Annotated in this window: 28 protein-coding genes; 12 read left to right on the top strand and 16 right to left on the bottom strand. The window is 63.4% G+C overall.

Annotated elements, in window-relative coordinates; translation table 11 throughout:
* Nucleotides 1-22: 22 nt before the first annotated feature.
* Complete coding sequence (ykgO, locus tag P9272_RS14940) at nucleotides 23-148, top strand: type B 50S ribosomal protein L36 (RefSeq protein ID WP_040974291.1); 126 nt, start codon at nucleotides 23-25, stop codon at nucleotides 146-148.
* Nucleotides 149-315: 167 nt separating this feature from the next.
* Entirely contained in the window at nucleotides 316-936 is a 621-nt protein-coding gene (locus P9272_RS14935) for a hypothetical protein (protein ID WP_278161124.1), read from the top strand.
* Nucleotides 937-1,000: 64 nt separating this feature from the next.
* On the opposite strand, the gene P9272_RS14930 is transcribed toward P9272_RS14935, so the two are convergent.
* Nucleotides 1,001-1,534 carry a helix-turn-helix domain-containing protein gene (locus P9272_RS14930; RefSeq protein ID WP_278161122.1) on the bottom strand — a complete coding sequence of 178 codons (534 nt, stop codon included), beginning with the start codon at nucleotides 1,532-1,534 and terminating at the stop codon, nucleotides 1,001-1,003.
* 90 nt (nucleotides 1,535-1,624) lie between these two features.
* On the opposite strand from P9272_RS14930, the gene P9272_RS14925 reads away from it, so the two are divergent.
* Both P9272_RS14925 and P9272_RS14920 read left to right on the top strand, forming a co-directional pair.
* The gene (locus P9272_RS14925; protein WP_278161121.1) at nucleotides 1,625-2,482 is read left to right on the top strand and encodes an alpha/beta hydrolase; all 858 of its coding nucleotides are present in this window, start codon (nucleotides 1,625-1,627) and stop codon (nucleotides 2,480-2,482) included.
* A 39-nt stretch (nucleotides 2,483-2,521) separates the two neighbouring features.
* Nucleotides 2,522-3,178, top strand: coding sequence for a glutathione S-transferase family protein (locus tag P9272_RS14920; RefSeq protein WP_278161120.1), 657 nt, complete (start codon nucleotides 2,522-2,524; stop codon nucleotides 3,176-3,178).
* A gap of 101 nt (nucleotides 3,179-3,279) precedes the next feature.
* On the opposite strand, the gene P9272_RS14915 is transcribed toward P9272_RS14920, so the two are convergent.
* The 3 genes from P9272_RS14915 to P9272_RS14905 all read right to left on the bottom strand — a co-directional run bounded on the left by P9272_RS14915 (nucleotide 3,280) and on the right by P9272_RS14905 (nucleotide 5,112).
* The gene (locus P9272_RS14915) at nucleotides 3,280-3,555 is read right to left on the bottom strand and encodes a metalloregulator ArsR/SmtB family transcription factor (RefSeq protein WP_040998815.1); all 276 of its coding nucleotides are present in this window, start codon (nucleotides 3,553-3,555) and stop codon (nucleotides 3,280-3,282) included.
* 32 nt (nucleotides 3,556-3,587) lie between these two features.
* On the bottom strand, nucleotides 3,588-4,835 hold the full coding sequence (locus tag P9272_RS14910; protein ID WP_128258830.1) for an MFS transporter: 1,248 nt from the start codon (nucleotides 4,833-4,835) through the stop codon (nucleotides 3,588-3,590).
* Nucleotides 4,836-4,917: 82 nt separating this feature from the next.
* On the bottom strand, nucleotides 4,918-5,112 hold the full coding sequence (locus P9272_RS14905; protein ID WP_128258831.1) for a DUF1192 domain-containing protein: 195 nt from the start codon (nucleotides 5,110-5,112) through the stop codon (nucleotides 4,918-4,920).
* Nucleotides 5,113-5,221: 109 nt separating this feature from the next.
* Between P9272_RS14905 and P9272_RS14900 the strand changes: the two genes are divergently transcribed.
* From P9272_RS14900 to P9272_RS14890, 3 genes are all read left to right on the top strand, one after another.
* Nucleotides 5,222-6,229: an NAD(P)H-quinone oxidoreductase gene (locus P9272_RS14900; RefSeq protein ID WP_278161119.1), complete on the top strand. Its 1,008-nt coding sequence runs from the start codon at nucleotides 5,222-5,224 to the stop codon at nucleotides 6,227-6,229.
* A 299-nt stretch (nucleotides 6,230-6,528) separates the two neighbouring features.
* A complete protein-coding gene (locus P9272_RS14895; protein WP_071074868.1) occupies nucleotides 6,529-6,669 on the top strand; it encodes a DUF1127 domain-containing protein in 141 nt (46 codons plus the stop codon).
* A gap of 253 nt (nucleotides 6,670-6,922) precedes the next feature.
* Nucleotides 6,923-7,615 carry a DUF1013 domain-containing protein gene (locus P9272_RS14890; RefSeq protein WP_128258833.1) on the top strand — a complete coding sequence of 231 codons (693 nt, stop codon included), beginning with the start codon at nucleotides 6,923-6,925 and terminating at the stop codon, nucleotides 7,613-7,615.
* Between the two features lie 72 nt (nucleotides 7,616-7,687).
* Here the strand turns inward: P9272_RS14890 and P9272_RS14885 are convergent, their stop codons facing one another.
* The 10 genes from P9272_RS14885 to tkt form a co-directional block, all read right to left on the bottom strand.
* Nucleotides 7,688-8,407: a YafY family protein gene (locus tag P9272_RS14885; protein ID WP_042641559.1), complete on the bottom strand. Its 720-nt coding sequence runs from the start codon at nucleotides 8,405-8,407 to the stop codon at nucleotides 7,688-7,690.
* An 18-nt stretch (nucleotides 8,408-8,425) separates the two neighbouring features.
* Nucleotides 8,426-8,563 (bottom strand): hypothetical protein, encoded by a 138-nt coding sequence (locus P9272_RS14880; protein WP_278161118.1) that lies wholly within the window; start codon nucleotides 8,561-8,563, stop codon nucleotides 8,426-8,428.
* Nucleotides 8,564-8,768: 205 nt separating this feature from the next.
* Nucleotides 8,769-9,290, bottom strand: coding sequence for a hypothetical protein (locus P9272_RS14875; protein ID WP_278161225.1), 522 nt, complete (start codon nucleotides 9,288-9,290; stop codon nucleotides 8,769-8,771).
* Between the two features lie 24 nt (nucleotides 9,291-9,314).
* Complete coding sequence (locus P9272_RS14870) at nucleotides 9,315-10,040, bottom strand: SGNH/GDSL hydrolase family protein (RefSeq protein WP_278161117.1); 726 nt, start codon at nucleotides 10,038-10,040, stop codon at nucleotides 9,315-9,317.
* Between the two features lie 62 nt (nucleotides 10,041-10,102).
* Nucleotides 10,103-10,843, bottom strand: coding sequence for a thioredoxin family protein (locus P9272_RS14865; protein ID WP_278161116.1), 741 nt, complete (start codon nucleotides 10,841-10,843; stop codon nucleotides 10,103-10,105).
* A 153-nt stretch (nucleotides 10,844-10,996) separates the two neighbouring features.
* Nucleotides 10,997-12,022 carry a class I fructose-bisphosphate aldolase gene (locus P9272_RS14860; protein ID WP_128258836.1) on the bottom strand — a complete coding sequence of 342 codons (1,026 nt, stop codon included), beginning with the start codon at nucleotides 12,020-12,022 and terminating at the stop codon, nucleotides 10,997-10,999.
* A gap of 117 nt (nucleotides 12,023-12,139) precedes the next feature.
* Nucleotides 12,140-13,336, bottom strand: coding sequence for a phosphoglycerate kinase (locus tag P9272_RS14855; protein WP_278161115.1), 1,197 nt, complete (start codon nucleotides 13,334-13,336; stop codon nucleotides 12,140-12,142).
* A 143-nt stretch (nucleotides 13,337-13,479) separates the two neighbouring features.
* A complete protein-coding gene (locus tag P9272_RS14850; protein WP_278161114.1) occupies nucleotides 13,480-15,366 on the bottom strand; it encodes a potassium/proton antiporter in 1,887 nt (628 codons plus the stop codon).
* 155 nt (nucleotides 15,367-15,521) lie between these two features.
* On the bottom strand, nucleotides 15,522-16,532 hold the full coding sequence (gene gap / locus P9272_RS14845; RefSeq protein ID WP_278161113.1) for a type I glyceraldehyde-3-phosphate dehydrogenase: 1,011 nt from the start codon (nucleotides 16,530-16,532) through the stop codon (nucleotides 15,522-15,524).
* Nucleotides 16,533-16,682: 150 nt separating this feature from the next.
* Nucleotides 16,683-18,674, bottom strand: a complete 1,992-nt coding sequence (tkt, locus tag P9272_RS14840; protein WP_278161112.1) for a transketolase — start codon at nucleotides 18,672-18,674, stop codon at nucleotides 16,683-16,685.
* 262 nt (nucleotides 18,675-18,936) lie between these two features.
* On the opposite strand from tkt, the gene P9272_RS14835 reads away from it, so the two are divergent.
* The 3 genes from P9272_RS14835 to P9272_RS14825 all read left to right on the top strand — a co-directional run bounded on the left by P9272_RS14835 (nucleotide 18,937) and on the right by P9272_RS14825 (nucleotide 20,440).
* A complete protein-coding gene (locus P9272_RS14835; protein WP_023763725.1) occupies nucleotides 18,937-19,209 on the top strand; it encodes a DUF4164 domain-containing protein in 273 nt (90 codons plus the stop codon).
* Nucleotides 19,210-19,213: 4 nt separating this feature from the next.
* The gene (locus P9272_RS14830) at nucleotides 19,214-19,579 is read left to right on the top strand and encodes a cell division protein ZapA (RefSeq protein ID WP_042641578.1); all 366 of its coding nucleotides are present in this window, start codon (nucleotides 19,214-19,216) and stop codon (nucleotides 19,577-19,579) included.
* 201 nt (nucleotides 19,580-19,780) lie between these two features.
* Nucleotides 19,781-20,440: a peroxiredoxin gene (locus tag P9272_RS14825; RefSeq protein ID WP_128258841.1), complete on the top strand. Its 660-nt coding sequence runs from the start codon at nucleotides 19,781-19,783 to the stop codon at nucleotides 20,438-20,440.
* A gap of 106 nt (nucleotides 20,441-20,546) precedes the next feature.
* On the opposite strand, the gene rpoH is transcribed toward P9272_RS14825, so the two are convergent.
* Complete coding sequence (rpoH, locus tag P9272_RS14820) at nucleotides 20,547-21,458, bottom strand: RNA polymerase sigma factor RpoH (protein ID WP_126064089.1); 912 nt, start codon at nucleotides 21,456-21,458, stop codon at nucleotides 20,547-20,549.
* 213 nt (nucleotides 21,459-21,671) lie between these two features.
* Nucleotides 21,672-22,736 (bottom strand): RluA family pseudouridine synthase, encoded by a 1,065-nt coding sequence (locus P9272_RS14815; protein WP_278161111.1) that lies wholly within the window; start codon nucleotides 22,734-22,736, stop codon nucleotides 21,672-21,674.
* 26 nt (nucleotides 22,737-22,762) lie between these two features.
* Between P9272_RS14815 and P9272_RS14810 the strand changes: the two genes are divergently transcribed.
* Complete coding sequence (locus tag P9272_RS14810) at nucleotides 22,763-23,146, top strand: fimbrial protein (RefSeq protein WP_278161110.1); 384 nt, start codon at nucleotides 22,763-22,765, stop codon at nucleotides 23,144-23,146.
* The gene (locus P9272_RS14805) at nucleotides 23,143-23,556 is read left to right on the top strand and encodes a VOC family protein (protein WP_278161109.1); all 414 of its coding nucleotides are present in this window, start codon (nucleotides 23,143-23,145) and stop codon (nucleotides 23,554-23,556) included. The genes P9272_RS14810 and P9272_RS14805 overlap by 4 nt, the downstream gene beginning before the upstream one ends.
* The last annotated feature ends 110 nt before the right edge of the window (nucleotides 23,557-23,666 follow it).

Genomic DNA, 23,666 nt, shown 5'->3' with positions numbered 1-23,666 from the left:
CCCAGACCGAACAGGCAAGACCATGAAGATCAAGAATTCGCTCAAGGCGCTCAAGGCGCGTCACCGCGACAACCGGCTGGTTCGCCGCAAGGGACGCATCTACATCATCAACAAGACCGCTCCGCGCTATAAGGCGCGCCAGGGCTGAGTTTTGCGTGCGGCGTAGTGCATGTCGCCCAAAAGCGCCAAGCGGTTTTGGGGCAAGGACATGCACCAGAGACTATGCCGCGCCCGTTTGTTGCCGATTGCCGGTTCGCTGGCTATCTCACGCTAAAATCATTTGGACGATCCGCCGCCCGGGGTTAGATTCCGGCGATGCGGATTCTTTTTGCATTTTTCGCCGCCTTTTTGCTTTCCGGCGCAGCTTTGCCGGCGGGAGCAGAAACGGTGCCGGGCGCGCTCCCTCCAGATGCCGCCCCGCCCGCTACGACGCCGCCGCCGGCTGCCCCAACCAAGCAGGGCCGCCTCGACCAACTCTTCACCGAGTTGAAGCGCGAGCGCAATGAAAAGGCGGCCGAGCGTATCGCCGGCCGCATCTGGAACGAGTGGAACCAGTCCGGCAGCGCCTCGATCGACCTGATGATGCAATGGGCGCAAAAGGCGACGGAAGACCAGAAATTCGATGTCGCGCTCGATTTCCTGGATCAGATCGTGACCCTGCAGCCCGACTATGCCGAAGGCTGGAACCGCCGCGCCACCGTGCATTTCCTGATGAAGAATTACGGGAAGTCGATGGCCGACATCGACCGCACCCTGCAGCTCGAGCCGCGCCATTTCGGCGCGCTTTCGGGCCTCGCTCAGATCATGGCCGAAACCGGCCACAAGCAGTCGGCGCTGGAAGCTTGGCAAAAGGTGCTGGCGATCTATCCGATGATGCGCAGCGCCCAAAACCAGGTTTCTACGCTTTCGGAAGAACTCGCCGGCGAAGGCATCTGACGCGCTTACGTGCGTCGTCTCATCCCAAATCGCAGCGCGCTTAACCGGATCCGCGCAACGCGCCTCAAGCCTCTGTTTTGATATGGCGAATTTCCTCGGCCTTGCGCGCGACGACGGCCTCATAAGCGGCCCTCAGCTGCTGGCGTACGGTCGGCTTGCCGGTCGGCGTCTTCGAGGGCGCGCCCAGATGCTCGTGGCGTAACTCGTCCATGAATTGCTCCCATAGCGGCGGTCCCCCTTTTTCGAGCAGCTCGGCGCGGATCGACAATTCTTCGCTGACCGGCAGCCAGACGCGTCCCCAGGCGCCGAGCTGCGCCATGATCGGGACGAGCGTGATCGCCATCTCGGTCAGGCTGTAGATCGCCTTCTGCTTATGGCTGGGGTCGTCGGCCTTGGTCAGCAGGCCGAGCTCCATCAGCCGCTTCAGCCGGTCGGCCAGGATGTTGGAGGCGATGCCTTCCAGCGAGAAGTTGAGCAACTCGCGAAAATGGCGCCGGCCGCCAAAGATCATGTCGCGCAGAATGATCAGGCTCCAGCGGTCGCCAAAGACCTCGAGCGACAGATTGATCGGGCAACCGGACCGACGGTCGATGCTCATGGCAGTCTCTCCAGAAAAACCAGTTGCATTATGATATCGGTCTGATTATCGTGCAACTGATTGCAATTTGCAATCAGATTGGAGGAGAAGGTGGCGACCACAGCGCAGCGCCCTGACATTTTTTCGGAGAGCTTCGGCAGCCCGAAAGATCCGCCGATCCTTCTGATCATGGGCGCCATGGCTTCGATGCTGTGGTGGCCGGAGACCTTCTGCCGGCAACTCGCGGGGCGTGGCCGCTTCGTGATCCGCTACGACAACCGCGACACCGGCCTTTCGACCAAATATCCGCCCGGCGCGGCGCCCTACAATTTCGAGGACATGGTGGATGATGCCGTGCGCTTGCTCGACGACCACGGCGTCGGCAACGCGCATGTCGTCGGCATGTCGATGGGCGGCATGCTCGCGCAGAGCGTGGCGCTGAAATATCCCGAACGCGTCGGCGCGCTCACCGTGATCAGCTGTTCGCCGCTCGGCGTCGATACGTCCGGCCTGCCCGGAACGACCGAGGCCTATAAGGAGCATTCGGCGCAAGGCGCCAATATCGACTGGTCGAAGCGGGAGCAGTTGCTCGACTTCATGGTCAAGGAGGCGCGCACGATTGCGAGCACTTTGCATCCGTTCGACGAGGAACGGACGCGCGCGATGATCGAGGAGGATTACGACCGTTCCAGCGGCCTCGCCAGCGCGACCAACCATTTCCTGCTCAAGGGTGGCGACCCGCAGCGCACGGTACGGGATTTGCGCACGCCGTTGCTCGTCATCCACGGCACCGCCGATCCGCTCTTTCCGATCGAACATGGCGAGACGCTCGCCAATGCCGTTCCCCGCGCAAGGCTGGTCAAGGTCGAAGGCGGCGGCCATGAGCTGCACCCCAATGACTGGCCGCGGATCATCGAAGCCATCGCGGCGCACGGCCGGAGCTTGACTCGGCCGGCATGCGACATGTGAATTCTTCAACCGTGATTGAAGGCGACAAAGAGGCCAAGCATGTCCCTGACTTTCCATTTCCACCCGCTGGCTTCGTTCTGCTGGAAGCCACTGATCGCGTTCTACGAGAACGACACACGGTTCAATCCGGTCATCGTCGATCTCGGCGACCAGGCCTCGCGCGCGGCGTTCCTGAAAGTGTCGCCAACCGGCAAGATGCCGGCGCTGCGCGACGATGCGCGCGAGCGAACGGTGCTGGAATCGACCATCGTCATTGAATATCTGGCCGCACATTATCCCGGGCCGGTCGCGCTGGTGCCCACCGACATCGACCTTGCCCTTCAGGTCCGGCAGGCCGACCGCTTCTATGATTTCTACGTGCAGGCGCTGATGCAGAAGATCGTCGGCGACCGGCTGCGGCCAAAGAAGCAGACCGATCCATTCGGCGTCGAGGAGAGCCGCGCGCAGCTGCGCAACGCCTACGACATCATCGAAAAGGAAATGCAGGAAAAAATCTGGGCGGTCGGCGACACCTTCACCATGGCCGACTGCTCGGCCTCACCCGCCTTGTTCTATGCCAACAAGGTTGAACCGTTCGGCGATAGGTTCCCGACGCTGAAACGCTATCACGACCGTCTGCTGGCGCGCCCATCCTTTGCCCGCGTGGTCGAGGAAGCGCAGCCCTATTTCAAGTTCTTTCCCTACAACAACGGCTAAAGCATGTCTCCCGAAAGTGGGAACCGGTTTCGGACAACGACATGCGTGAAATCAAAATCTAAAGCGTGGAGCGGATCTGAAAGATCGCGACGCGCTTTAGATCATTCTCCCGGCGCTGTTTCCCAGAACTGGTCGAGCCAGATGTTCAGTCTCAGGAAGCCGGCGCTGCTGACAGTATAGACACGTCGCGTGCCTTCGGCCTTGGCGTTGACCAGGCCGGCATCGAGCAGAACCTTCAGATGCTGGGAAACAGCCGGGCGTGAGACGGGCAGTCCGGCCGCTAGTTCGTTCACCGTCTTCGGGCCGCGCCGGAGTTCTTCCAAGAGATAGCGCCGGTTGGGATCGGCTATCGCCACAAAGGCGTCAGAAAACATCATGCCTTTATTTGTGGGGCAAAGTTTTCGAAATCTCAACTATTGGTTTCAATCTTTCTGCGCGGATCGAGCCGGGTTGCCTCCGGCGTGACCGCGCGGTCGGCGGGCTGCGTTTTGAAGGCTTCGCGGTTTTCGATCGGCACGGGCGCACGGGCGCGGATACGCAGCAGCGTGTAGCCGGCGAGGCTGAGATGCGCCAGCGCGGTTGCCAGGAAAAGTCCTTCCGGGCGCACCGAACCCATCAAGGCCGCGGCCAGAAGCGGGCCGATCATCGTGCCGAAGCCGTAGAGCAGCAATAGGCCGCCTGAAACCTTGACGAAGTCCTCCGCGCGGGCGTGGTCGTTGGCATGCGCGACAGCGATCGAATAGAGCGTATAAGCGAAGGCGCCGTAGGCGGCAGTCAGCACGATGACGAAGACGCCCGATCGCGGCGCGAACAGGAAGATCAGCACCGCGACCAAGGCCGCGCCGGAGGCGGCACCTGCCAGCACGAAGCGGCGGTCGGTTGTATCGGAAAGGCGCCCGGCCGGAAGCTGCATGGCAGCGCCGGAAACGACGACAAGGCTCATCATCAGCGCGATCTCGGCGGTGGAGATGCCGATGCGCGCGCCATAGACGGCGCCAAGCGTGCCCCAGGCGCCGTTGGCGATGCCGATGAGAAGGCAGGCCACCGCCGACACCGGTGAATTGGCGTAGAGGCCTTTGACGTCGAGCTTGACGTCCTGCAGGGGCTTGGGATGCGACTGCGTCGACACGGCCGTCGGAATGAGCGACAGGCAAAACAGGATGCCGGTGATCATGAACAGCGACGCCGATCGCACATCGCCGCCGGCGACGATCATCTGGCCGCCCATGATCGAGGCATAGGTGACCATCATGTAGAGGCCGAAGACGGTGCCGCGGTTCTCGTTGGTAGCCTTCTCGTTCAGCCAGCTCTCGATCACCATGAAGGCGCCGGCCATGGTGAAGCCGGTGAAGGCGCGCAAGAGGATCCAGAAATACTCGTCGATGATGAGGCCGGTGAGCAGCGCGATGATCGCACCCGACGCGGCGAAAGCGCCGAAGGCTCTGACGTGGCCGGCTCGGCGCACAAGGCGCGGCGCGAAGAAGCAGCCGGTGACGAAGCCGCCCGCCCAGGCCGTGCCCATGAGGCCGAGCGATGCGGTCGAAAAGCCTTCCACCTGGCCGCGCAGAGGCAGGAGCAGCCCGTGCAGGCCGGATGCGGCGAGCAGGAACGCCGTGCCGCGAAGCAGCGAAAGGATCGGTCTGTAAGTTGCAAACATCGCTTGGTCCGGTTTTCGGGCGCAGGGGTCTGAAGACAGACGTATTGGGGCTTTTCGGCGGCGGTCGCTCGCGCCGACAAGATTATCCGCGTCGGAACAACGCGTCGGCGGCAGATTTGGTGGCGCTCTTGGCTGTCCGCTCTGTCTCAAGCCTGGCGATCTCGTCACGCAGCAGGGCGATGCGCTCCGACAATTCGTCGACGGACAGCAGCGACAGGTCCTGGCCGATCTCGTGCGTGCGCGGCTTCTTCCTGGGTTCGTCGTCGAAGATCGCCATCGTCGCTCCTCCCGTTTGGCCATTTGCCTGATTTGGCATTGAGCATACATAGGGCAAGGGTATTGATGCAAACGGCCGACAACAGATCGACATAAGGAGACGGCAAGCCATGGCAAGTGAGAAGATTCCGGCAAAGATGACGGCCATCGCGATCTCACAGCCCGGCGGCCCCCGGGTGCTCAAGCCGGAAACGCGCGAGGTGCCCGTGCCTGGTCCGGGCGAGGTGGTGATCCGGGTGCACGCGGCCGGCGTCAACCGACCGGACGTGCAGCAGCGCAAGGGCGCCTACCCGCCGCCGCCCGGCGCCTCGGATCTGCCAGGGCTCGAAGCGGCCGGCGAGATCGCGGCGCTTGGCGACGAGATATCGCGCTGGCGCATCGGCGACCGGGTCTGCGCCCTGACGCCGGGCGGCGGTTACGCCGAATATGTCAAGGTGCATGCCGGCAGCGTGCTGCCGATCCCGGCCGGCTTCACCTATTCGGAAGCGGCCGCCGTGCCGGAGAACTATTTCACCGTCTGGCACAATGTGTTCGAGCGCGGCGGCCTGAAGAAGGGCGAGACGCTGCTCGTCCATGGCGGATCGTCCGGCATCGGCACCACCGCCATCCAGCTTGCCTCGGCCTTCGGCGCCGCTGTTTTCACCACCGCCGGCAGCAAGGAGAAATGCGATGCCTGCCTGAAGCTCGGCGCCGACCGGGCGATCAATTATCGCGAGGAGGATTTCGTCGCCGTGGTCAAGGAGGGGACCGACGGCAAGGGCGCCGACGTCATCCTCGACATGGTTGGCGGCGACTATGTTGCGCGCAATTATGAAGCGGCGGCCGTCGAGGGGCGCATCGTCCAGATCGCCGTGCAGGCCGGCGCTGTCGCAAGCACCAATTTCGCGACGCTCATGGTCAAGCGCCTGACCCATACGGGCTCGACCCTCAGGCCGCGCACCGTTGAGTTCAAGGCGGCGATCGCAGCCGCGCTGGAGGCGCAGGTGTGGCCATTGCTCGGCACCCGCAAGGTGGCCCCGGTCATGGACATGATCTTCCCGCTGACCGAAGCCTGGCGGGCGCATGAGCGGATGGAAGAGGGCCAGCATATAGGCAAGATCGTCCTCGACGTCGGCTAGGGAAGGGTCGATATTCAGGTGAGGCCGGCCTGCAAAGGATTGCGTCCTGCGCTTCCGGTGCTCGCGTACTTTAAGTACGCTCCGCTCCGGTTCTCGGACGCAGCCGTTTTCGGCTCGGCCTGACCTGAATCTCAACCCTTCCTGGCTCCGCGCCCCTCCCCGATTCCAAGCTGAACGAATCCTTAATGGTGCAATGCACAAAACGCATTGCGGCCATGCAAAAGCGTCCGTTCATTTCTTGGGCAGGCATGCCTATTTAGGCAGCATCAAACGATTTTACCAACGACTGGAGAACCATCATGAACCCGATCCGTGCTTTCCGTAAGTGGCGCATGTACAACGAGACCGTGCGCGAACTGAACAAGCTCAATGCCCGGCAGCTCAGCGACCTCGGCATCAACCGCGCCGACATCGAGCGTATCGCCCGTCAGGCCGTGTAAGCGCAAACAGCCTGGCCGCAAGGCCGGGCTGGATAGGCAAGCCAGAGCCGTCGAGACGCTTGCTTCGTTTCCGGTTCCAAGCCCGCTGGACCTCGTCCAGCGGGTTTTGTCTTTTAGGGCTCTGAATCAGATCCTTCCCAAAAATATTGCGAAAATTCGAGGGAGCGTTTATACAGGCCGCGAATTTCCCATTTTGGTGGCTCTAAAACCACCGCCCGCCCGGGAACGCGGGCGAACGAGAAGGATTTTTGACATGGCCAATACGCTGCTGATGCCCAAGGCGACCGCCGTCTGGCTGGTCGACAACACCGCGCTTTCCTTCGAGCAGATCGCGCAGTTCTGCGGGCTGCATCCGCTCGAGGTCAAGGCGATCGCGGACGGCGAGTCGGCGCAGGGCATCAAGGGCATGGACCCGATCATCACCGGCCAGCTGACGCGCGATGAGATCGCGCGCGGCGAGAAGGACATCAACTACCGGCTGAGGCTGTCGGAGCCGAAGGTGCGGGTGCCGGAATCGAAGCGCAAGGGCCCGCGCTACACGCCGCTGTCGAAGCGCCAGGACCGGCCGAACGCCATCCTGTGGCTGGTGCGCAACCACCCGGAGCTCAAGGATGCGCAGATTGCCCGTCTTGTGGGCACCACCAAGTCGACCATCGAGCAGATCCGCGAGCGCAAGCACTGGAACTCGGCCAATCTGCAGCCGATGGACCCGGTGACGCTCGGCCTCACCTCGCAGATCGACCTCGACCTCGAGGTCAACCGTGCCTCGCGCGGCCGCGAGCAGCCGCAGCCCGTCGGCGATACGCTGCTGCCGGCAGCGCTCACCGAACGGCTGGTGCCGGCGCCGGAGAAGCCGAAGGACGAGGACCAGGAGCTCGACGCCAGCGCGGTGTTCGCCAAGCTCTCGGCGCTCAAGTCGAAGGACAAGGACGAAGACGTGGAGTGAGCCTTCCGGGGCGCTCAACAAAAAAGCCCGCTTCGAGCGGGCTTTTTTGTTGGACAATGGCTTGGGAGGAAGTCACGTCCGCGCGGCACGGTCGGGCGCCATGCCGTAATCCTCTGAGCGCTCGACGGCGCGATAGAAATCGGCGAGCTGTTTGCCGCGCTCCGGCTTGAAGGTGCGGCCGGCGATCACGACCGAGGCGATACGGTCGATGCGGAAGGCGCGGAAATCGTCGCGCATCTCGCACCAGGCGACCAGGGTCCAGACCTTGCCCCAGAACCACAGGCCGAGCGGCCTGATGTCGCGCGCGGTGCCGCGGCCGGCCTCGTCGGAATAGTCGATGGTCAGCACCTGGCGTTTCTCGACGGCGCGCTCGATCAGGTCGATCGCCTCGCGCGCGGCATCGCTTACCACCCACATCGGCGTGTGGATCTCGGTGCGGGCGATGCGGTCCTTCTCGGTGTCGGGCAGCACCGCGCCAATCTTGACCAGCGCCTCGTCGGCGGCCCTTGCCATTGCCGCGCCGCCAAAGGCCCGCACCATGCGCGCGCCGGCAACCAGCGCCACGATCTCGTCACGTGTGAACATCAGCGGCGGAAGGTCAAAACCCTCCCTCATCATGTAGCCGACGCCTGCCTCGCCATCGATCGGCACGCCGGTCGACTGCAGGTCGGCTATGTCGCGGTAAATGGTGCGCTCGGAAACCTCGAGCCACGTGCCGAGCTTCTGCGCGGTGACCAGCCGGCCACCTCGCAAATGCTGCACGATCTGGAAAAGCCTGTCGGCGCGGCGCATCGATTTCTCCCCCGGGGTTTATGGCTTCAGCCGTTCGCGCCTGCGCGCGGTCGGCACCGGTATCGACTGGCCTTCAACGACACCGCCGACCGTGCGCGGCGGCTCGATGCCGTTGCTGCCCGTCGTGTTCAGCCTGCCGTTCCAGCTTTTCACCATACGGGATTACTCCGGATAGTCGGTTCAAGTTCATCGCTGTCAGGATCGAAGCCGCTCCAACTACCGCAGGCCTCCTGACAACATACTGTCAGGAGACTGCTGCGAAACCACCGGCAAACAAGGCTTCTTCTCCTGAGTGCAACATCACTGGCCGCATTACATCTGGGCGCGACGGCGCGACAATCCAAGTCGCCGCGCCAAAATTTCAGTTTTCGCGCACCCGGCCGGTGTAAAGGTCCGGCCAGCCAATGTCCTTGCGGATATCCGCCGGCAAGGTGTTCAGGAAACGCTGGGTGCGGATCTCGTTTCGCACGGTGCGGATTCGGCCGACATAATGCTGCACGCTGCGCAGGATGGTAAAACCGTTCATGTCCTCACTCCTCTCTTTTTTGATGAGACGAATATCGCACATCCCTACTGACAGCAGTCTGTCAGGAGCATGGCAGGGCAGGGAAGACGGCGGCCCGGCGCCCCTCGCGTGGGTCCAGGTGAGCCCATTTTTGTCAGGAATCTCGTTCGAAGGACGGCTCAAGAACAGCTTTGACAGCCGCCATCGTTGCTGATCAAAGGCGGCATGACGAAACTGCTCGCCCTTGTCATCTGTGGTATCATGCTGATCCAGGTCATCAAGCCGCTGGGATGGCCGGGGCTGAAGAGGCGCGGCGATTTCTGGAAGCTGGCGCTGCTTGCGATGGCGGCGATATCGCTGGCCGCTGTTTTGGGCCATTGGGCTTGAACGCGGCCAATCCGGTTAGACTGCCTCGTGGCCCAGCACGAAGTCCAGCAGATGCTCCGCCCAGGTGCCATAGCCTGCCTCGGAAGCGTGGAAGCCGTCGGAAGCGAAGCCGGCTTCGGGATTGGTGATCGGCAGGCGCGAGGCGGGCACGGCGCCGCGCTCGTTGCAGAGTCGCACGCCCATGCGGTTCATTTCCGTGGCGCGGATTTCAAGGATCTTGCCGAGCAGCGGCGGCATTGCCGGCGCGCGGGTGAACTCCAACACCGGCGACCAGACCACACGCGCTTGCGGCCATTTGGCGCGCACCGCATAGAGCAGGCCGCCGAACTCCTTTTTGAAGCGCGGCACGGAATGGAAGTTCTTGGTGTCGTTGGTGCCGATGGCGAGCACGATATGCGTCCATAGATCGGCCGACAAATTGGGCAAGACATGGTCGCGGATCTGGCCGGAGGTCGCCGAATTGAAACCGGCGGCGCGCCAGCGCACGCCGCGGCCCGTTCGCCCGGCGATCAGGCCGGCAAGCCGCGCCGCAAGCCCATGTTCGGATTGCTCGATGCCGACCGATGCTGCCGAGGAATCACCCAGCACCAGCAAAGCCACCGCTGGCGCCTTGCCTTGTATTTCGTGCAGCACCGGGCCTCGCGCGGGCAGCATGCGCGTGGTGCGGCGGCGCACGCCGAGGCCCTGCCAGACATAGACCGGGAAAGCGAGCCAGGTGAGGAGGGCAAGCAGGCGCTGCATGGCAAATCCGTTGAAAACAGCGGAAGCCTTAGCGCATCTTCAGGCCCAGGTGAACGAGACGATCACGCGCAGCAGTCCGGCCGGTCCTCGTCCTTGCCCTGGTATTCGTCGTGCAGGCGCACCCAGTCCATCAGGTTGTGATACGGACCGGTCTCGCCGCGGCCCTTCGGCGTCATGTCAAGATAATGATAGGCGCCGATCAGCGCGTCGCCGCCGCGGCCGCGCGACATGAAGGTGAGGAAGACATCGCCGAACTCGTTGCGATAAAAGACGCTGGTGCCAGGCAGGTCTTTCGAGCGCAACGGACGCTTCTCGAAATTGTAGGTGGTGTCGCGCGCCGCGATCTGCTTGTCGGTGAAGGAGACCTGCAGGTCGAAGTTGAAGTCCGACGCATAGGACGACACCCAGTCGAACTTCCAGCCCATGCGCTGCTTGTAAGGCAGGATCTCGGCCAACGGCGCGCGTGCGACGACGACCAGCGATACGTCATGATGTTTCAGATGCTGGTTGGCGCCGTCGATATGGTCGGCGAGGAACGAGCAGCCCTGGCAACGGTGATCGCAACCCGGCGTCATCATGAAATGATAGACGATGAGCTGGCTCTTGCCGGCGAAGAGGTCGCCAAGGCGCTTCGGCCCCGCTTCGCTCTCGAAGACATAATCCTTGCGCAGCTTGAACCAGGGCAACTGCCGCCGCTCGGTGGCAACAAGGTCGCGAAACCGTGTCAGTTCCTTCTCGCGCTCCAGGTGTTTTCGGTGCGCTTCGAACCAGTCCTCGCGTGAAACCACGGCATTGCGTTGCATGACCATCTCCTGTCCTCTCCTGCCAAGGACGTTCGACATGGGCGCGATCCGACATCGCTGCTGCGTTTCGCTGCATCAGGTAGGAGTGCGGCATACAAAAAACAAAACCCGGGCCAATGGCCCGGGTTGTCGATTGAAAGAGGTCGATAAGCATCAGGCGGCTTTTTCGAGCGCCGACTGCCATTTTCCGAGCGCGGCCAGATGGTTCATATGAGCGCGATGGGTGAAGGCGGCCTGGCCGGCGGCTACGTTCGAGGCCTTGCCGCTCCATGCCTTCTGCGGCGCAGCCTGCAGCGCGCGGCCATAGGAGAAGGTCAGTTTCCACGGATGCGGGCCGATGGCGTTGATGGCGTTGAGGTTGGCAGTCGCTTCCTCGTCCTCCTGGCCGCCGGAGAGGAAGGCGATCCCCGGCACCGCCGCCGGCACCACCTCGCGGAACAGCTTGATCGTCTTTTCGGCGATTTCCTCGGGGCTGTCGGTCGTGCCCGACTTCTTGCCGGAGATGACCATGTTGGGCTTCAGGATCGAGCCCTCCAGCACGACGCGCGCCGCGTAGAGCTCGTCATAGAGCTTGACCAGCGTCGCCTTGGAGACGTCGTAGCAGGTGTCGATCGAATGCGCCCCGTCCATCAGCACTTCCGGCTCGACGATCGGCACGATGCCGGCCTCCTGGCAGAGCGCGGCGTAGCGGGCCAAGGCATGGGTATTTGAGGCGATCGAGTTGGCCGAGGGCACGCCCTTGCCGGTGTCGATGTCGATCACCGCGCGCCATTTGGCGAATCGGGCGCCGAGCTTGTAGTAATCGGCAAGCCGCTCGCGCAGCCCGTCCAGGCCCTCGGTGATGGTGTCGCCGGGAAAGCCGGCCAAGGGCTTGGCGCCGAGATCGACCTTGATGCCTGGAATGGCGCCGGAGGCCTTGATGATGTCTACCAGCGGCGTGCCGTCGGCGGCCTTCTGACGGATGGTCTCGTCATAGAGGATGACGCCGGAGATGTACTTGGACATCGCCTCCTTGGCGCGGAACATCATCTCGCGATAGTCGCGCCGGTTGTCGGGGGTCGATTCGACGCCGATGACGTCGAAGCGCTTCTTGATGGTGCCGGAACTCTCATCGGCGGCCAGAAGGCCCTTGCCACCACTCACCATCGCGGTGGCGATATCTTCGAGACGTTCGCTCATGGGTGCTCTCCTACGCTGCGTTTGTTCCGCGCTAGCAGAACATTACCGCCAAAGGAATGACACCGGAAAGCGCGAATCGATTGAAAGCCTCGGGTGGTTTTGCCTTTCCCGAACTCTTTACCGCTTCAGCACCTCGACGCCGGGCAGCGGCTTGCCTTCCATCCATTCGAGGAAGGCACCGCCGGCGGTCGAGACATAGGTGAAGTCGTCGGCGACGCCGGCATGATTGAGCGCGGCGACCGTGTCGCCGCCGCCGGCGACCGAGACCAGCTTGCCCGCCTTGGTGCGAGCCGCCGCGTGCATTGCGGCGGCCACCGTCGCGCGGTCGAAAGGCTCGATCTCGAACGCGCCGAGCGGGCCATTCCACACCAAGGTCGCGGCGCGGTCGATCCAGTCGTTGACGCTCTGCACGGTTTTCTCGCCGACATCGAGGATCATGCCGTCCGCCGGCACGGCCTCGATGGCAACGGTCTCGCTCTTAGCACCTGCCTTGAATTCCTTGGCCACCACGCCGTCGGCGGGCAGGATGATGGCGCAGCCGGCTTCCGCCGCCTCGATCATGATCTGCTTGGCTGTAGGGGCGAGGTCGTGCTCGCAGAGCGACTTGCCGACATCGGTGCCGCGCGCGGCAAGAAACGTGTTGGCCATGCCACCGCCGATCACCAGCGCGTCGACCTTCCTCACCAGATTCATTAAAAGGTCGATCTTGGTCGAGACCTTGGCGCCGCCGACAATAGCGACCACTGGCCGTACTGGATTGCCGAGACCCTTTTCCAGGGCATCGAGCTCGGCCTGCATGGTGCGGCCGGCATAGGCCGGCAGCCTATGCGCCAGTCCTTCGGTCGATGCATGCGCGCGATGCGCGGCGGAGAAGGCGTCATTGACATAGATGTCGCCATTGGCGGCGAGCTTTTCCGTGAAGGCCGGGTCATTCTTCTCCTCCGCCTTGTAGAAGCGGGTGTTTTCGAGCAGCAGCACGTCGCCGTCCTTCATGGCGGCAACGCCCTCAGCGGCTTTGTCACCGATACAGTCGGCGGCGAAGCCGACGGGGCGGCCGAGAACCTCGGCCGTGGCCCTGGCGATCGGCTCCAGCGAAAACTCGGCCGACGGGCCGTCCTTGGGGCGGCCGAAATGTGCAAGCAGGATAACCTTGGCGCCTTTCTTCGAGAGCTCAGCGATGGTCGGCGCGATGCGCTCGATGCGGGTGGCATCGGTAACCTTGCCGTCGGCGACGGGAACATTGAGGTCAACGCGCACGAGCACGCGCTTGCCGCTGACGGCGCCGATATCGTCGAGTGTCTTGAAGCCGGCCATGGTCGTTCCTTCCTAGTGCGTTGAGGCAAATCCGGACGGAAAGCCGCCCACACTTTTCATGGAATTGCTCTAGCGAAAACGCGAAGGACGATGCAAGGGTCGCGTTTATGGCGCGCGCGCAAAAATGATGTCGGCGTGAGACATCAGCCTTCGCCGGCTGCTTTCCGCGCGTCCGGTGCCGGCGCCCCGGTGTCGATCGGCACGCTCTCAGCCTTGTGTTCCGCCGGCCTGCGCCAGTTGCGGATCATGGCGGCTATACGATCGCCGATCTCGCCGGCGCTCAGGAACACCGGCACGCGCGCGACCGGCGCGGTCGGCTCGAAGGACAGGCCGAGACCGGTGATCCTGCCCTTCTCGTCGACATCGCGCACGATGAGCTCGATCGGCCCGATCACCACGCGGTCGGCATATTCGGCATGGCCGCCGAGCCGCTCGGTGACGAGCGCCGCGACGGTGAGCTTCTGTTCGGCCTCGGTCAGGCCCGGCCCGTAGGCGGCCTCCAGCTCCGCCGCGGAGCGGGCTGGATCGACGGCGAAGGCGCCGAAGAAGTCCGCATCCTCGGGATCGACCACGGCGCGGCTGGCGAAAAGCTTGTCGAGGAGGCGGGGGTAGCGGTCCGGCACGAAGATGTAGACCTGGTCGCCGGCAGCGAGCCGGCCCATGTCCTGGAAGCGCATCGAGCGGCCGTCGCGGAGCACCAGCGAGGGCCTTGCCCAGCGCGGGATGCGCTCGCCGCGCGCCACCGGGCTGCCAGGCGCGACGCGATAGGCGAGCAGCTCGTGATGAGCCGAGCCCGGCAGTTCGAGCTCCACCTTGTCCAGCGGCCCGAGACGGGCCGGCACGATCAGGCCGAGGCGGCGCGCCAGCGGACCGACCGTCCAGCCCTGCACCACCAGCGACACGAGCACGATGATGAAGGCGGCGTTGAAGATCAGGCGGCCATGCTCGAGCCCTCCGAGCAGCGGCGTGATGGCAAGCAGGATCGAAACCGCGCCGCGCAGGCCGACCCAGGACACGAAGGCGACCTCGGGACGCGGCAGTCGGAACGGGATCAGGCAGAGCCAGACGGCCAAAGGCCGCGCCACGAAGATCAGGAACAGGCCGAGCAGCACCGCCGGCACAAGGATCGCCGGGAACTGCGAGGGTGTGGCGAACAGGCCGAGGATCAGGAACATGATGATCTGCGCCAGCCATGACATGCCGTCCTGGAAACGCCTCAGGATGGTGACGGCGCGGATATCGGAATTGCCGGCGATCAGCCCGGCAAGGTAGACGGCGAGGAAGCCGGAGCCGCCGATCGCGCCCGCTGCGGCAAACACCATCAGCGACAGCGTCAGCACGAAGATCGGCAGCAGGCCGTGATCGAGATTGAGCCGCTCGACAAGGCGCACGATTCCCAAGCCGCCGAGGACGCCGATCACGGCGCCGAGCCCCATATTGGCAACGAAGCCGAGCAAGAGATTGGCGGCCAGCACGTTGGCCTCGGGGTTTGCATGCGCGGCGATGATCTCGACCAGGGTGATGGTGAGGAAGATAGCGATCGGGTCGTTGGTGCCGGATTCCACTTCGAGTGTCGAACGCACGCGCTCGCGCAGATGGATTTCGCCGGCGCGCAGCAGGAAGAACACCGCGGCCGCGTCGGTCGAGGCGACGGCGGCGCCGAGCAGGGAGGATTCCAGCCAACTGAGCTTGAGAAAGTAGGAAGCGGCGACGCTGAAGATGCCGGTGGTGAGGATGACGCCTATCGTCGCCAGCGACAGCGCCGGCGCGGCTGCTTGCCTCAGCGCGTTGAGCGGCGTGCCGAAGCCGGAATCGAACAGTATGATGGCCAAAGCCAGTGAGCCGGCAAAATAAGCCAGCCGCGCATTGTCGAATTCGATGCCGAGGCCGTCGACGCCGGTGGCAAGGCCGATGCAGAGAAAGAGGAGCAGCAGGGGAGCGCCGAAGCGGAAGGCGATCAGGCTCGAAAACGCGGCGGCAACAACAAGCGCGGTGCCGACCAGCGTCACAAGATAGATCGCATGCTCCATCCGCCAGTGCCCCTCAAGTCCCTCTCATGTCGATTTAAGGGAGAGTGGGGCGAAGACATGACCAGTGCAAGGCAACAGCATGTTTTTTGGCTCAGCTGGCCAATAAAAAACGCCCGGCCAAGCCGGGCGTTTCAAAACTCTGAAGCGAGCCTGGATCAGGCGATGGTCTTGCCGAAGGCGACGGCGGTGTCGCCCATGCGGTTCGAGAAGCCCCATTCATTGTCGTACCAGGACAGGACCGAGACGAAATTACCGTCCATGACCTTGGTCTGGTCGAGCGCCACGATCGAGGAGTGCGGATCGTGGTTGAAGTCGATCGAGACGTTCGGATGATGCGTGACCGAGAGCACGCCCTTGAGCTTGCCCTTGGAGGCGGCGATCAGCGCTTCGTTGATCTCCTGCGGCGTGGTCGAGCGCTTGGCGATGAACTTCAAGTCAACGACCGAGACGTTCGGGGTCGGCACGCGGATCGAGATGCCGTCGAGCTTGCCCTTGAGGTCGGGCAGAACCAGGCCGATCGCCTTGGCGGCGCCGGTCGAGGTCGGAATCTGCGAGAGCGCTGCCGCGCGAGCGCGGTAGAGATCCTTGTGCATGGTGTCCAGCGTCGGCTGGTCGCCGGTATAGGAGTGGATCGTCGTCATCATGCCCTTCTCGATGCCGACGGTCTCGTGCAGCACGGCCGCCAGCGGCGCCAGGCAGTTGGTGGTGCAGGACGCGTTCGAGATGACGATGTGGTCCTTGGTCAGCTTGTCGTGGTTGATGCCGTAGACCACGGTCAGGTCGGCGCCGTCGGACGGGGCCGAGACGATGACGCGCTTGGCGCCGGCGGTGAGATGCGCGGCGGCCTTGTCGCGGGCGGTGAAGATGCCCGTGCATTCAAGCGCGATGTCGACACCGAGTTCCTTCCACGGCAGCTGGCTCGGATCCTTGATCGCCGTGACCTTGAACCTCTCCTTGCCGACCGAGATCTGGTCTCCGTCGACGGTCACCTCATGCGGGAAGCGTCCGTGCACGCTGTCATAGCGCAAGAGATGCGCATTGGTCTCGACCGGGCCGAGATCGTTGACGGCGACCACGTCGATATCCTTGCGGCCGGATTCGTGGATGGCGCGCAGGATGTTGCGGCCGATGCGGCCAAATCCGTTGATGGCAACTCTGACGGTCATTGTTTTCTCCCTAGGGACTGGGGCGATTGGGTCCGCTGCTTCATAGCGGCCATGGGCCAAAGAATCCAGCCGCAGAAGGTCGCATTTAAATCGATTAGGTTGATCCAGCCCGGCAAAGCGCCAATTGGCGTTGCCGGGCCCAGCCAATTCCTAGTTGCCGTGCAGGCGGGTTTCGACCGTCTTGGCCGCGGCCTCGGCGGTGATGCCGAAATGCGGATAGAGCTGCTCGATCGAGCCGGAGGCGCCAAAATCGCGCATGCCGATGAAGATGCCGTCGGTGCCGATCAGGTGATCCCAGCCCTGGCGGATGCCGGCCTCGATCGCGACCTTCACCTTGGCGTTGCCGATGGTCTTCTTGCGGTAATCGTCGCTCTGCTGGTCGAACAGCTCGAAGCAAGGCACCGAAACGACGCGGGTCGGATGGCCGTGCTTTTCAAGCAGGTCGCGGGCACCGAGCGCGATCTCGACCTCGGAGCCGGTGGCGAAGATCGTTACCACCGCCTCGCCGTTTGCCGCTGCTAGCTCATAGGCGCCTTGGCTGGAGAGGTTCTTCGCCGAATGCTCGGTGCGCACGGTCGGCAGGTTCTGACGGGTTAGCGCCAGGGTCGAGGGCGTCTTTTCGGATTCGAGCGCGACCTGCCAGCATTCGGCGGTCTCGACCGCATCGGCCGGACGGAAGACATTGTGGTTCGGGATGGCGCGCAATGCCGCCAGATGCTCGACCGGCTGGTGGGTCGGGCCGTCCTCGCCGAGGCCGATCGAGTCGTGTGTCATGACGAAGATCGAGCGGATGCCCATCAGCGAAGCAAGGCGCATCGAGGGGCGCGCGTAATCCGAGAAGCACAGGAAGGTGCCGCCATAGGCGATCAGGCCGCCATGCAGCGTGAGACCATTGATCGCCGCTGCCATGCCGTGCTCTCGGATGCCGTAATGGACATAGCGCTGGCCGTAATCGTCAGGCGTGATGTTCTTGGTCTGGCTGGTCTTGGTGTTGTTGGAACCGGTGAGGTCGGCCGAGCCACCGATGGTTTCCGGCACCGCGCCGTTGATGACTTCCAGTGCCATTTCCGAGGATTTGCGGGTGGCGACCTTCGGCTTGTCGGCCGAGAGTTTCTTCTTGTAGTCGGCGATGACGGCGTCGAAATTGGAAGGCAGCTTGCCGGCGATGCGGCGCTCGAACTCGGCCTTGAGCTTCGGCTCGGCCTTGGCAAGCCGGCCTTCCCAGTCGGCCCGCGCCTTGGCGCCGCTCTTGCCCACGGCGCGCCAGGCTTCGAGGACGTCGGCGGGAATCTCGAAGGGCGGCGACTCCCAGTTGAAGAACTTGCGCGCGCCGGCGATTTCCTCGGCGCCCAGCGGCGAGCCATGCGCCTTGTTGGTGCCGGCCTTGGTCGGGGCGCCGAAGCCGATGGTGGTCTTGCAGGCAATCATCGTCGGCTTGTCGGAATGGCGCGCCGCCTCGATGGCGTAGGCGATGGCTTCCGGATCGGTGCCGTCGATGTGGCTGGCGTTCCAGCCCGAAGCCTGGAAGCGGGCGACCTGGTCGGTGTTGTCGGCGAGCGATACCGGGCCGTCGATCGAGATGTTGTTGTTGTCCCAGAAGACGATCAGCTTGTTCAGCTTCAGATGCCCGGCCAGCGCGATGGCTTCCTGGGAAACGCCTTCCATCAGGCAGCCGTCGCCGGCCAGCACATAGGTATAATGGCTGACGAGATCGTTGCCGAAGGCGGCGTTCATGATCCGCTCGCCGAGCGCGAAGCCGACGGAATTGGCAAGGCCTTGGCCGAGCGGGCCGGTGGTGGTCTCGATGCCGGCAGCATGGCCGTATTCAGGATGGCCGGCGGTCCGGGAGCCGAGCTGGCGGAAATTCTTGATCTGGTCGATGGTCATGTCCTCATAGCCGGTGAGGTAGAGGAGCGAATAGAGCAGCATCGAGCCGTGGCCGGCCGACAGGATGAAGCGGTCGCGGTCGGCCCAGTGCGGGGCCTTGGCGTCGAATTTCAGGAAACGGCTGAACAGAACCGTGGCGATATCGGCGCAGCCCATCGGCAGGCCGGGGTGACCGGAATTCGCCTTCTCGACGGCGTCCATGGAAAGGAAACGGATCGCGTTCGCCATCCGATCATGTTGTTCACGCGACGTCATGCTTCCTCCGGAAGTGGGTTGGAGCCTGGGGAGAACCTTTGGAAAAGGATGCCGCGACACATAGCAGGCACGGCCTTTTAGTCAACAAATCGGGGCGGTTTTTGCCGGCCTTGTGATGGCATCGAGCGTCCCACATTAGCGATAGCGGGGGACAGTCGCGAGAGCTTTGTTGACGCGCCCTTCACCCGGCGCCTAATCTTTCCAAGGTAACGCGTTCTGAATGCGTGCGATTCGGTGATGGGCAGGGCATAGGACGAAGGCCATGACCGGGGAAACGACCCTCAAGGAAGTCATCGCCAGGCTGGGAAAAGCCATGGAAGGGCTGGAAAACGCCGTGGCGGCAAAGCTCGAGCATGAGCGCGATTATTCGGAAGCCGAGGCCGAGGTGCAGCGCATGAATGCCGACCGCTCGCGCCTGGCGCAGGAACTCGACAATTCCGAGGCGCGCGCCGAGAGGCTTGAAGACGCCAACAAGGAAGTGTCGCGACGGCTGGTGACCGCCATGGAAACCATCCGGGCGGTGCTTGACAGGTAGGGCAATGGCACAGGTCACCGTTTCCATCGACGGCAAGCAGTATCGCATGGCCTGCGACGAGGGCCAGGAAGAGCATCTGATCGACCTCGCCGAGCGCTTCGACCGCTATGTCTCGCACCTGAAGGATTCCTTCGGCGAGATCGGCGACCAGAGGCTCACCGTCATGGCCGGCATCATGGTGATGGACGAGCTGTCCGAGCTCACCAAGCGCGTCAAGGGCATGGAGAGCGAAGTGCTGACGCTGCGCAAGACGCGCGACGAGGCGCTGACCAAGGCCGACAAGAGCGACAGCGTGCTCACAACAGCGCTCGGCGCGCTTGCGCAGCGCATGGAAGATCTTGCGGTGACGCTCGCGGTGAAGAAGGCTTAAGCCGCGTCATCCGGTCCCCCCGGCCCGCCGTCGTGGAAATTCCGCCTGTCTTTTCCAGGAAAAGACGAAATTTTTCCGCTCTCTCGCTCACGCTTGCAGGCACAAGCCTTTTGAACCGGACCATGCGGCGGTATAGAAGGCTGAGCCACGCCGACGGGGTTGGCCCATGCCGGCGTATGTCACAAGGGTAGGGAGCACGTCATGAGCCTTCGAATCAACGATATCGCGCCGGACTTCACGGCCGAGACTACGCAAGGAACGATCAATTTCCACCAATGGATCGGAGACGGCTGGGCGGTGCTTTTCAGCCATCCGAAGAATTTCACACCGGTCTGCACGACCGAGCTCGGCACCATGGCCGGTCTCGAGGGCGAGTTCAAAAAACGCAACGTCAAGATCATCGGCATCTCGGTCGATCCGGTGTCGAGCCACGAGAAGTGGCAGGCCGATATCAAGACCGCTACCGGCCACACTGTGCACTATCCGCTGATCGGCGACAAAGACCTTCACGTCGCCAAGCTCTATGAAATGCTGCCGGCGGGCGCCGGCGAGAACTCGGAAGGCCGCACGCCCGCGGACAACGCCACGGTGCGTTCGGTCTACGTCATCGGCCCGGACAAGAAGATCAAGCTGGTGCTGACCTACCCGATGACCACCGGCCGTAACTTCGACGAGATCCTGCGCGTCATCGATTCCATCCAACTGACCGCCAAGCACCAGGTGGCGACGCCGGCCAACTGGAAGCAGGGCGACGACGTCATCATCACCGCCGCGGTCTCCAACGAGGATGCGATCAAACGTTTTGGGGCTTACGAGACGGTTCTTCCTTACCTCAGGAAGACCAAGCAGCCGACGGCATGAGCCTTTTCTTCCCCGTTCCGCGGGGAGAAAGGGCTGTGTCCCTGCCTTCGCCAAACAAAAAAGGCGGCGCCGAAGCGCCGCCTTTTCTGTTTCGATACCTAGCTTGTTACGCCGCCGGCTGCGCTTCGATGGTGCGCAGCGCCTGCATCTGGCGCTTGGCGGCGGCCTTGACCGCGTCCTGGACCTTCTCGAAGGCGCGCACCTCGATCTGGCGCACGCGCTCGCGGCTGATGTCGAACTCGGCCGACAGCTCTTCCAGGGTCAGCGGCTCTTCGGCGAGGCGGCGCGCCTCGAAGATGCGCCGCTCGCGGTCGTTGAGCACCGACAGAGCCCCCGACAGCATGGCGCGCCGGCTTTCCAGCTCGTCCTGCTCGATCAGCATCTCTTCCTGGCTCTCGTGGTCGTCGACCAGCCAGTCCTGCCATTCGCCGGACTCGCCCTCGCTCGCCCGGATCGGAGCGTTGAGCGAAGCGTCGCCCGACAGGCGGCGGTTCATCGACACCACTTCCGCCTCGGAAACGTTGAGACGGGTGGCGATCTCGGCAATCTGGTCGGGCTTCAGGTCACCATCATCGAGCGCCTGGATCTTGCCCTTCACCTTGCGCAGGTTGAAGAACAGACGCTTCTGGTTGGCGGTGGTGCCCATCTTGACCAGGCTCCACGAGCGCAGGATGTATTCCTGGATCGAGGCCTTGATCCACCACATGGCATAAGTGGCGAGCCGGAAACCACGCTCCGGTTCGAATTTCTTCACAGCCTGCATGAGGCCGACATTGCCTTCCGAGATCACCTCTCCGATCGGCAGGCCGTAGCCGCGATAGCCCATGGCGATCTTGGCAACGAGCCGCAAATGGCTGGTGACGAGCTTGTGGGCAGCCGTGGTGTCCTGATGCTCGGCATAACGCTTGGCGAGCATGTACTCTTCCTGCGGCTGAAGCATCGGAAAGCGGCGGATTTCTTCCAGGTAACGGGCGAGACCGCCTTCACCGGAAACAATACTGGGTAATGATTGGGCCATGATAGCGCCCCCTCTCTTTGGAGTGGATGCCCCCGAACGCGGCGGGCACACGTCACGGATGCCAAAGGCTCATCCGCGACAACCTCTATATATAGGAACAAAACCAGAAAGGACAGGCATTTGTTCAACGCTAAACAGTCTGTCACGCTGAAGTGAACAACGCCGGTCAGGTTTTTTGATGGCTGGTTTGCAGCTTGTTCGTGGCGGGTCGGTTCAAAGCTTTCGGAAGTCGCCGACGAGTTCCTCCATGTCTCCCGGTATCGGCGCCTCGAACCTCATCGTTAGATGGGTGGTCGGGTGCTCGAATTCAAGGAGCCAGGCATGCAGGGCCTGCCGGGGAAATGCCTTGACCTTGGTTTTCAAGGGTTCCGGCAGCCGGTTGGCCTTGGTGCGGAAGGCCTGGCCGTAGTCCGGATCGCCGACCACGGGGTGGCCGATATGCGCCATGTGGACGCGAATCTGGTGCGTGCGGCCGGTCTCCAGCCTGCATTCGACGAGGCTCGCAGTGGCGAAAGCCTGCTGTCCCTCGCCGAAGCGCTCGACGACGCTGAAATGGGTGACGGCATGGCGCGCATCGTCGCGGCTCTCGGGAACGACCGCGCGGCGGACGCGGTCGGCGGCGCGGCCGAGAGGGGCGTCGATCGTGCCGGTTGGCCGTTGCGGAATGCCCCAGACCAGCGCCAGATAGGCGCGTTCGAGATCGCCTGTGCGGCCGTGGTCGGCAAAGGCCTCCGACAGGGCCTTGTGCGCGCGGTCGGTCTTGGCCACGACCATGACGCCGCTGGTTTCCTTGTCCAGCCGGTGGACGATGCCAGGCCGTTTGACGCCGCCGATGCCGGAGAGGCTGTCGCCGCAATGGTGGATCAGCGCATTGACCAGCGTGCCGGTCCAGTTGCCGGCGCCGGGGTGGACGACCAGCCCTGCCGGTTTGTTGATGACGATCAGCTCGTCGTCCTCGTAGAGAATGTCGAGAGGAATGTCCTCGCCTTGCGGCTCGGCGGGCTCCGGCGCCGGCACCAGGATTTCGATGCGCTCGCCGGCCGCCAGCTTGCGCTTGGCCTCCAGCACCGGCTTGCCGGCAATAGAGACCGCACCTTGGCGGATCAGCGCCTGCACGCGGCTGCGCGAAAGTTCCGGCCCGAGCCTGACGGCAAGCCACTGGTCGAGGCGTTGGCCGGCGGCGTCGGGCCCGGCTTCCAGCGCGACGGCTTCGCCGGATTCCTTGTCCGTCAATTCGTCCTCTATCAATATGGGGGTCTCTTCGTTATGAGCGCTCATCGAAACCCGTTGCGGATTGTTTAGCCATGGCCCGGCCGATCGCCGAAGAAGACGACGAAAAGCCGCTCGACCCTGCGGCCGAAAATGTGCGCCGCAAGCTCGTCCGCTTCATGATCGTCAATCTCGGCCTTCTGTTCCTCGCCCTTATGGTGGTGATCGGGGCGCTTGTCTACAAAGCCCGCAACGTGCCGGTCGCCGGTCCGACGGCTGCCGGCGATGTCCAGGCTCCGGCCGGGGCGCCGCTCTCCGGCGACATCGTGCTGCCTGTCGGCGCCAAGGTGGTCAGCCAGTCGCTCTCCGGCAACCGCCTGTCGATCGACGCCGAGCTTGCCGACGGCAGCCGTTCAATCTTCGTCTACGACATCGCCGAGCGCCGCATCATCGGCCAGTTCGCGATTCGCAACAAATGAGCGGCTTTGACGAACGCCGCAGCGTCGCGACCGTCGCGCTCGTGGTCGGCAATTACGACGAGGCGATCGCCTGGTATGTCGAGCGGCTCGGCTTCGTGCTCACCGAGGATGTCGATCTTGGCGCCGGCAAACGCTGGGTCACCGTCGCGCCGGCCAAACGCCACGGCGCACGGCTGCTTCTGGCGGAAGCATCTGGCGAGGAACAGGCAAGCCGCATCGGCAACCAGACCGGCGGCCGGGTTTTTCTCTTTCTCGAAACCGACGACTTCGCCCGCGACCACCAGGCGATGCTGGCAAAAGGCGTCGAGTTCCGCGAGGCGCCGCGCCACGAAGCCTACGGCACGGTGGCCGTCTTCGCCGATCTCTACGGCAGTCTCTGGGACCTGATCGAGCCGAAACGACGGGACTGACACCAGGCTACTCCGTAAAGTGGTTCGGGTGCCTTAACAGGCTGCGGAAAAACTCTTTCGTCTGGGGCCAGTCCGTGATTCGATTCCGCCGGAGATTGGAGGATGAGATG

Origin of the sequence: Mesorhizobium sp. WSM4976, assembly GCF_029625685.1 — a bacterium.
Lineage (GTDB): Bacteria > Pseudomonadota > Alphaproteobacteria > Rhizobiales > Rhizobiaceae > Mesorhizobium.
The sequence above is the reverse complement of the archived record's forward strand: the minus strand, read 5'-3'. Positions and strand labels throughout refer to the sequence as shown.

Coding starts and splice junctions, on each gene's coding strand:
- P9272_RS14895 (WP_071074868.1), top strand. CDS start 6,529: ATGAACCCGATCCGTGCTTTCCGTAAGTGGCGCATGTACAACGAGACC.
- P9272_RS14805 (WP_278161109.1), top strand. CDS start 23,143: ATGAGCGGCTTTGACGAACGCCGCAGCGTCGCGACCGTCGCGCTCGTG.
- P9272_RS14830 (WP_042641578.1), top strand. CDS start 19,214: ATGGCACAGGTCACCGTTTCCATCGACGGCAAGCAGTATCGCATGGCC.
- P9272_RS14860 (WP_128258836.1), bottom strand. CDS start 12,022: ATGAGCGAACGTCTCGAAGATATCGCCACCGCGATGGTGAGTGGTGGC.
- P9272_RS14870 (WP_278161117.1), bottom strand. CDS start 10,040: ATGCAGCGCCTGCTTGCCCTCCTCACCTGGCTCGCTTTCCCGGTCTAT.
- P9272_RS14880 (WP_278161118.1), bottom strand. CDS start 8,563: ATGGTGAAAAGCTGGAACGGCAGGCTGAACACGACGGGCAGCAACGGC.
- rpoH (WP_126064089.1), bottom strand. CDS start 21,458: ATGGCCCAATCATTACCCAGTATTGTTTCCGGTGAAGGCGGTCTCGCC.
- tkt (WP_278161112.1), bottom strand. CDS start 18,674: ATGACGTCGCGTGAACAACATGATCGGATGGCGAACGCGATCCGTTTC.
- P9272_RS14890 (WP_128258833.1), top strand. CDS start 6,923: ATGGCCAATACGCTGCTGATGCCCAAGGCGACCGCCGTCTGGCTGGTC.
- P9272_RS14915 (WP_040998815.1), bottom strand. CDS start 3,555: ATGATGTTTTCTGACGCCTTTGTGGCGATAGCCGATCCCAACCGGCGC.
- P9272_RS14885 (WP_042641559.1), bottom strand. CDS start 8,407: ATGCGCCGCGCCGACAGGCTTTTCCAGATCGTGCAGCATTTGCGAGGT.
- P9272_RS14835 (WP_023763725.1), top strand. CDS start 18,937: ATGACCGGGGAAACGACCCTCAAGGAAGTCATCGCCAGGCTGGGAAAA.
- P9272_RS14850 (WP_278161114.1), bottom strand. CDS start 15,366: ATGGAGCATGCGATCTATCTTGTGACGCTGGTCGGCACCGCGCTTGTT.
- P9272_RS14810 (WP_278161110.1), top strand. CDS start 22,763: ATGGCCCGGCCGATCGCCGAAGAAGACGACGAAAAGCCGCTCGACCCT.
- P9272_RS14935 (WP_278161124.1), top strand. CDS start 316: ATGCGGATTCTTTTTGCATTTTTCGCCGCCTTTTTGCTTTCCGGCGCA.
- P9272_RS14920 (WP_278161120.1), top strand. CDS start 2,522: ATGTCCCTGACTTTCCATTTCCACCCGCTGGCTTCGTTCTGCTGGAAG.
- gap (WP_278161113.1), bottom strand. CDS start 16,532: ATGACCGTCAGAGTTGCCATCAACGGATTTGGCCGCATCGGCCGCAAC.
- P9272_RS14900 (WP_278161119.1), top strand. CDS start 5,222: ATGGCAAGTGAGAAGATTCCGGCAAAGATGACGGCCATCGCGATCTCA.
- P9272_RS14865 (WP_278161116.1), bottom strand. CDS start 10,843: ATGCAACGCAATGCCGTGGTTTCACGCGAGGACTGGTTCGAAGCGCAC.
- P9272_RS14905 (WP_128258831.1), bottom strand. CDS start 5,112: ATGGCGATCTTCGACGACGAACCCAGGAAGAAGCCGCGCACGCACGAG.
- P9272_RS14855 (WP_278161115.1), bottom strand. CDS start 13,336: ATGGCCGGCTTCAAGACACTCGACGATATCGGCGCCGTCAGCGGCAAG.
- P9272_RS14825 (WP_128258841.1), top strand. CDS start 19,781: ATGAGCCTTCGAATCAACGATATCGCGCCGGACTTCACGGCCGAGACT.
- P9272_RS14875 (WP_278161225.1), bottom strand. CDS start 9,290: ATGGCCCAAAACAGCGGCCAGCGATATCGCCGCCATCGCAAGCAGCGC.
- ykgO (WP_040974291.1), top strand. CDS start 23: ATGAAGATCAAGAATTCGCTCAAGGCGCTCAAGGCGCGTCACCGCGAC.
- P9272_RS14815 (WP_278161111.1), bottom strand. CDS start 22,736: ATGAGCGCTCATAACGAAGAGACCCCCATATTGATAGAGGACGAATTG.
- P9272_RS14910 (WP_128258830.1), bottom strand. CDS start 4,835: ATGTTTGCAACTTACAGACCGATCCTTTCGCTGCTTCGCGGCACGGCG.
- P9272_RS14930 (WP_278161122.1), bottom strand. CDS start 1,534: ATGAGCATCGACCGTCGGTCCGGTTGCCCGATCAATCTGTCGCTCGAG.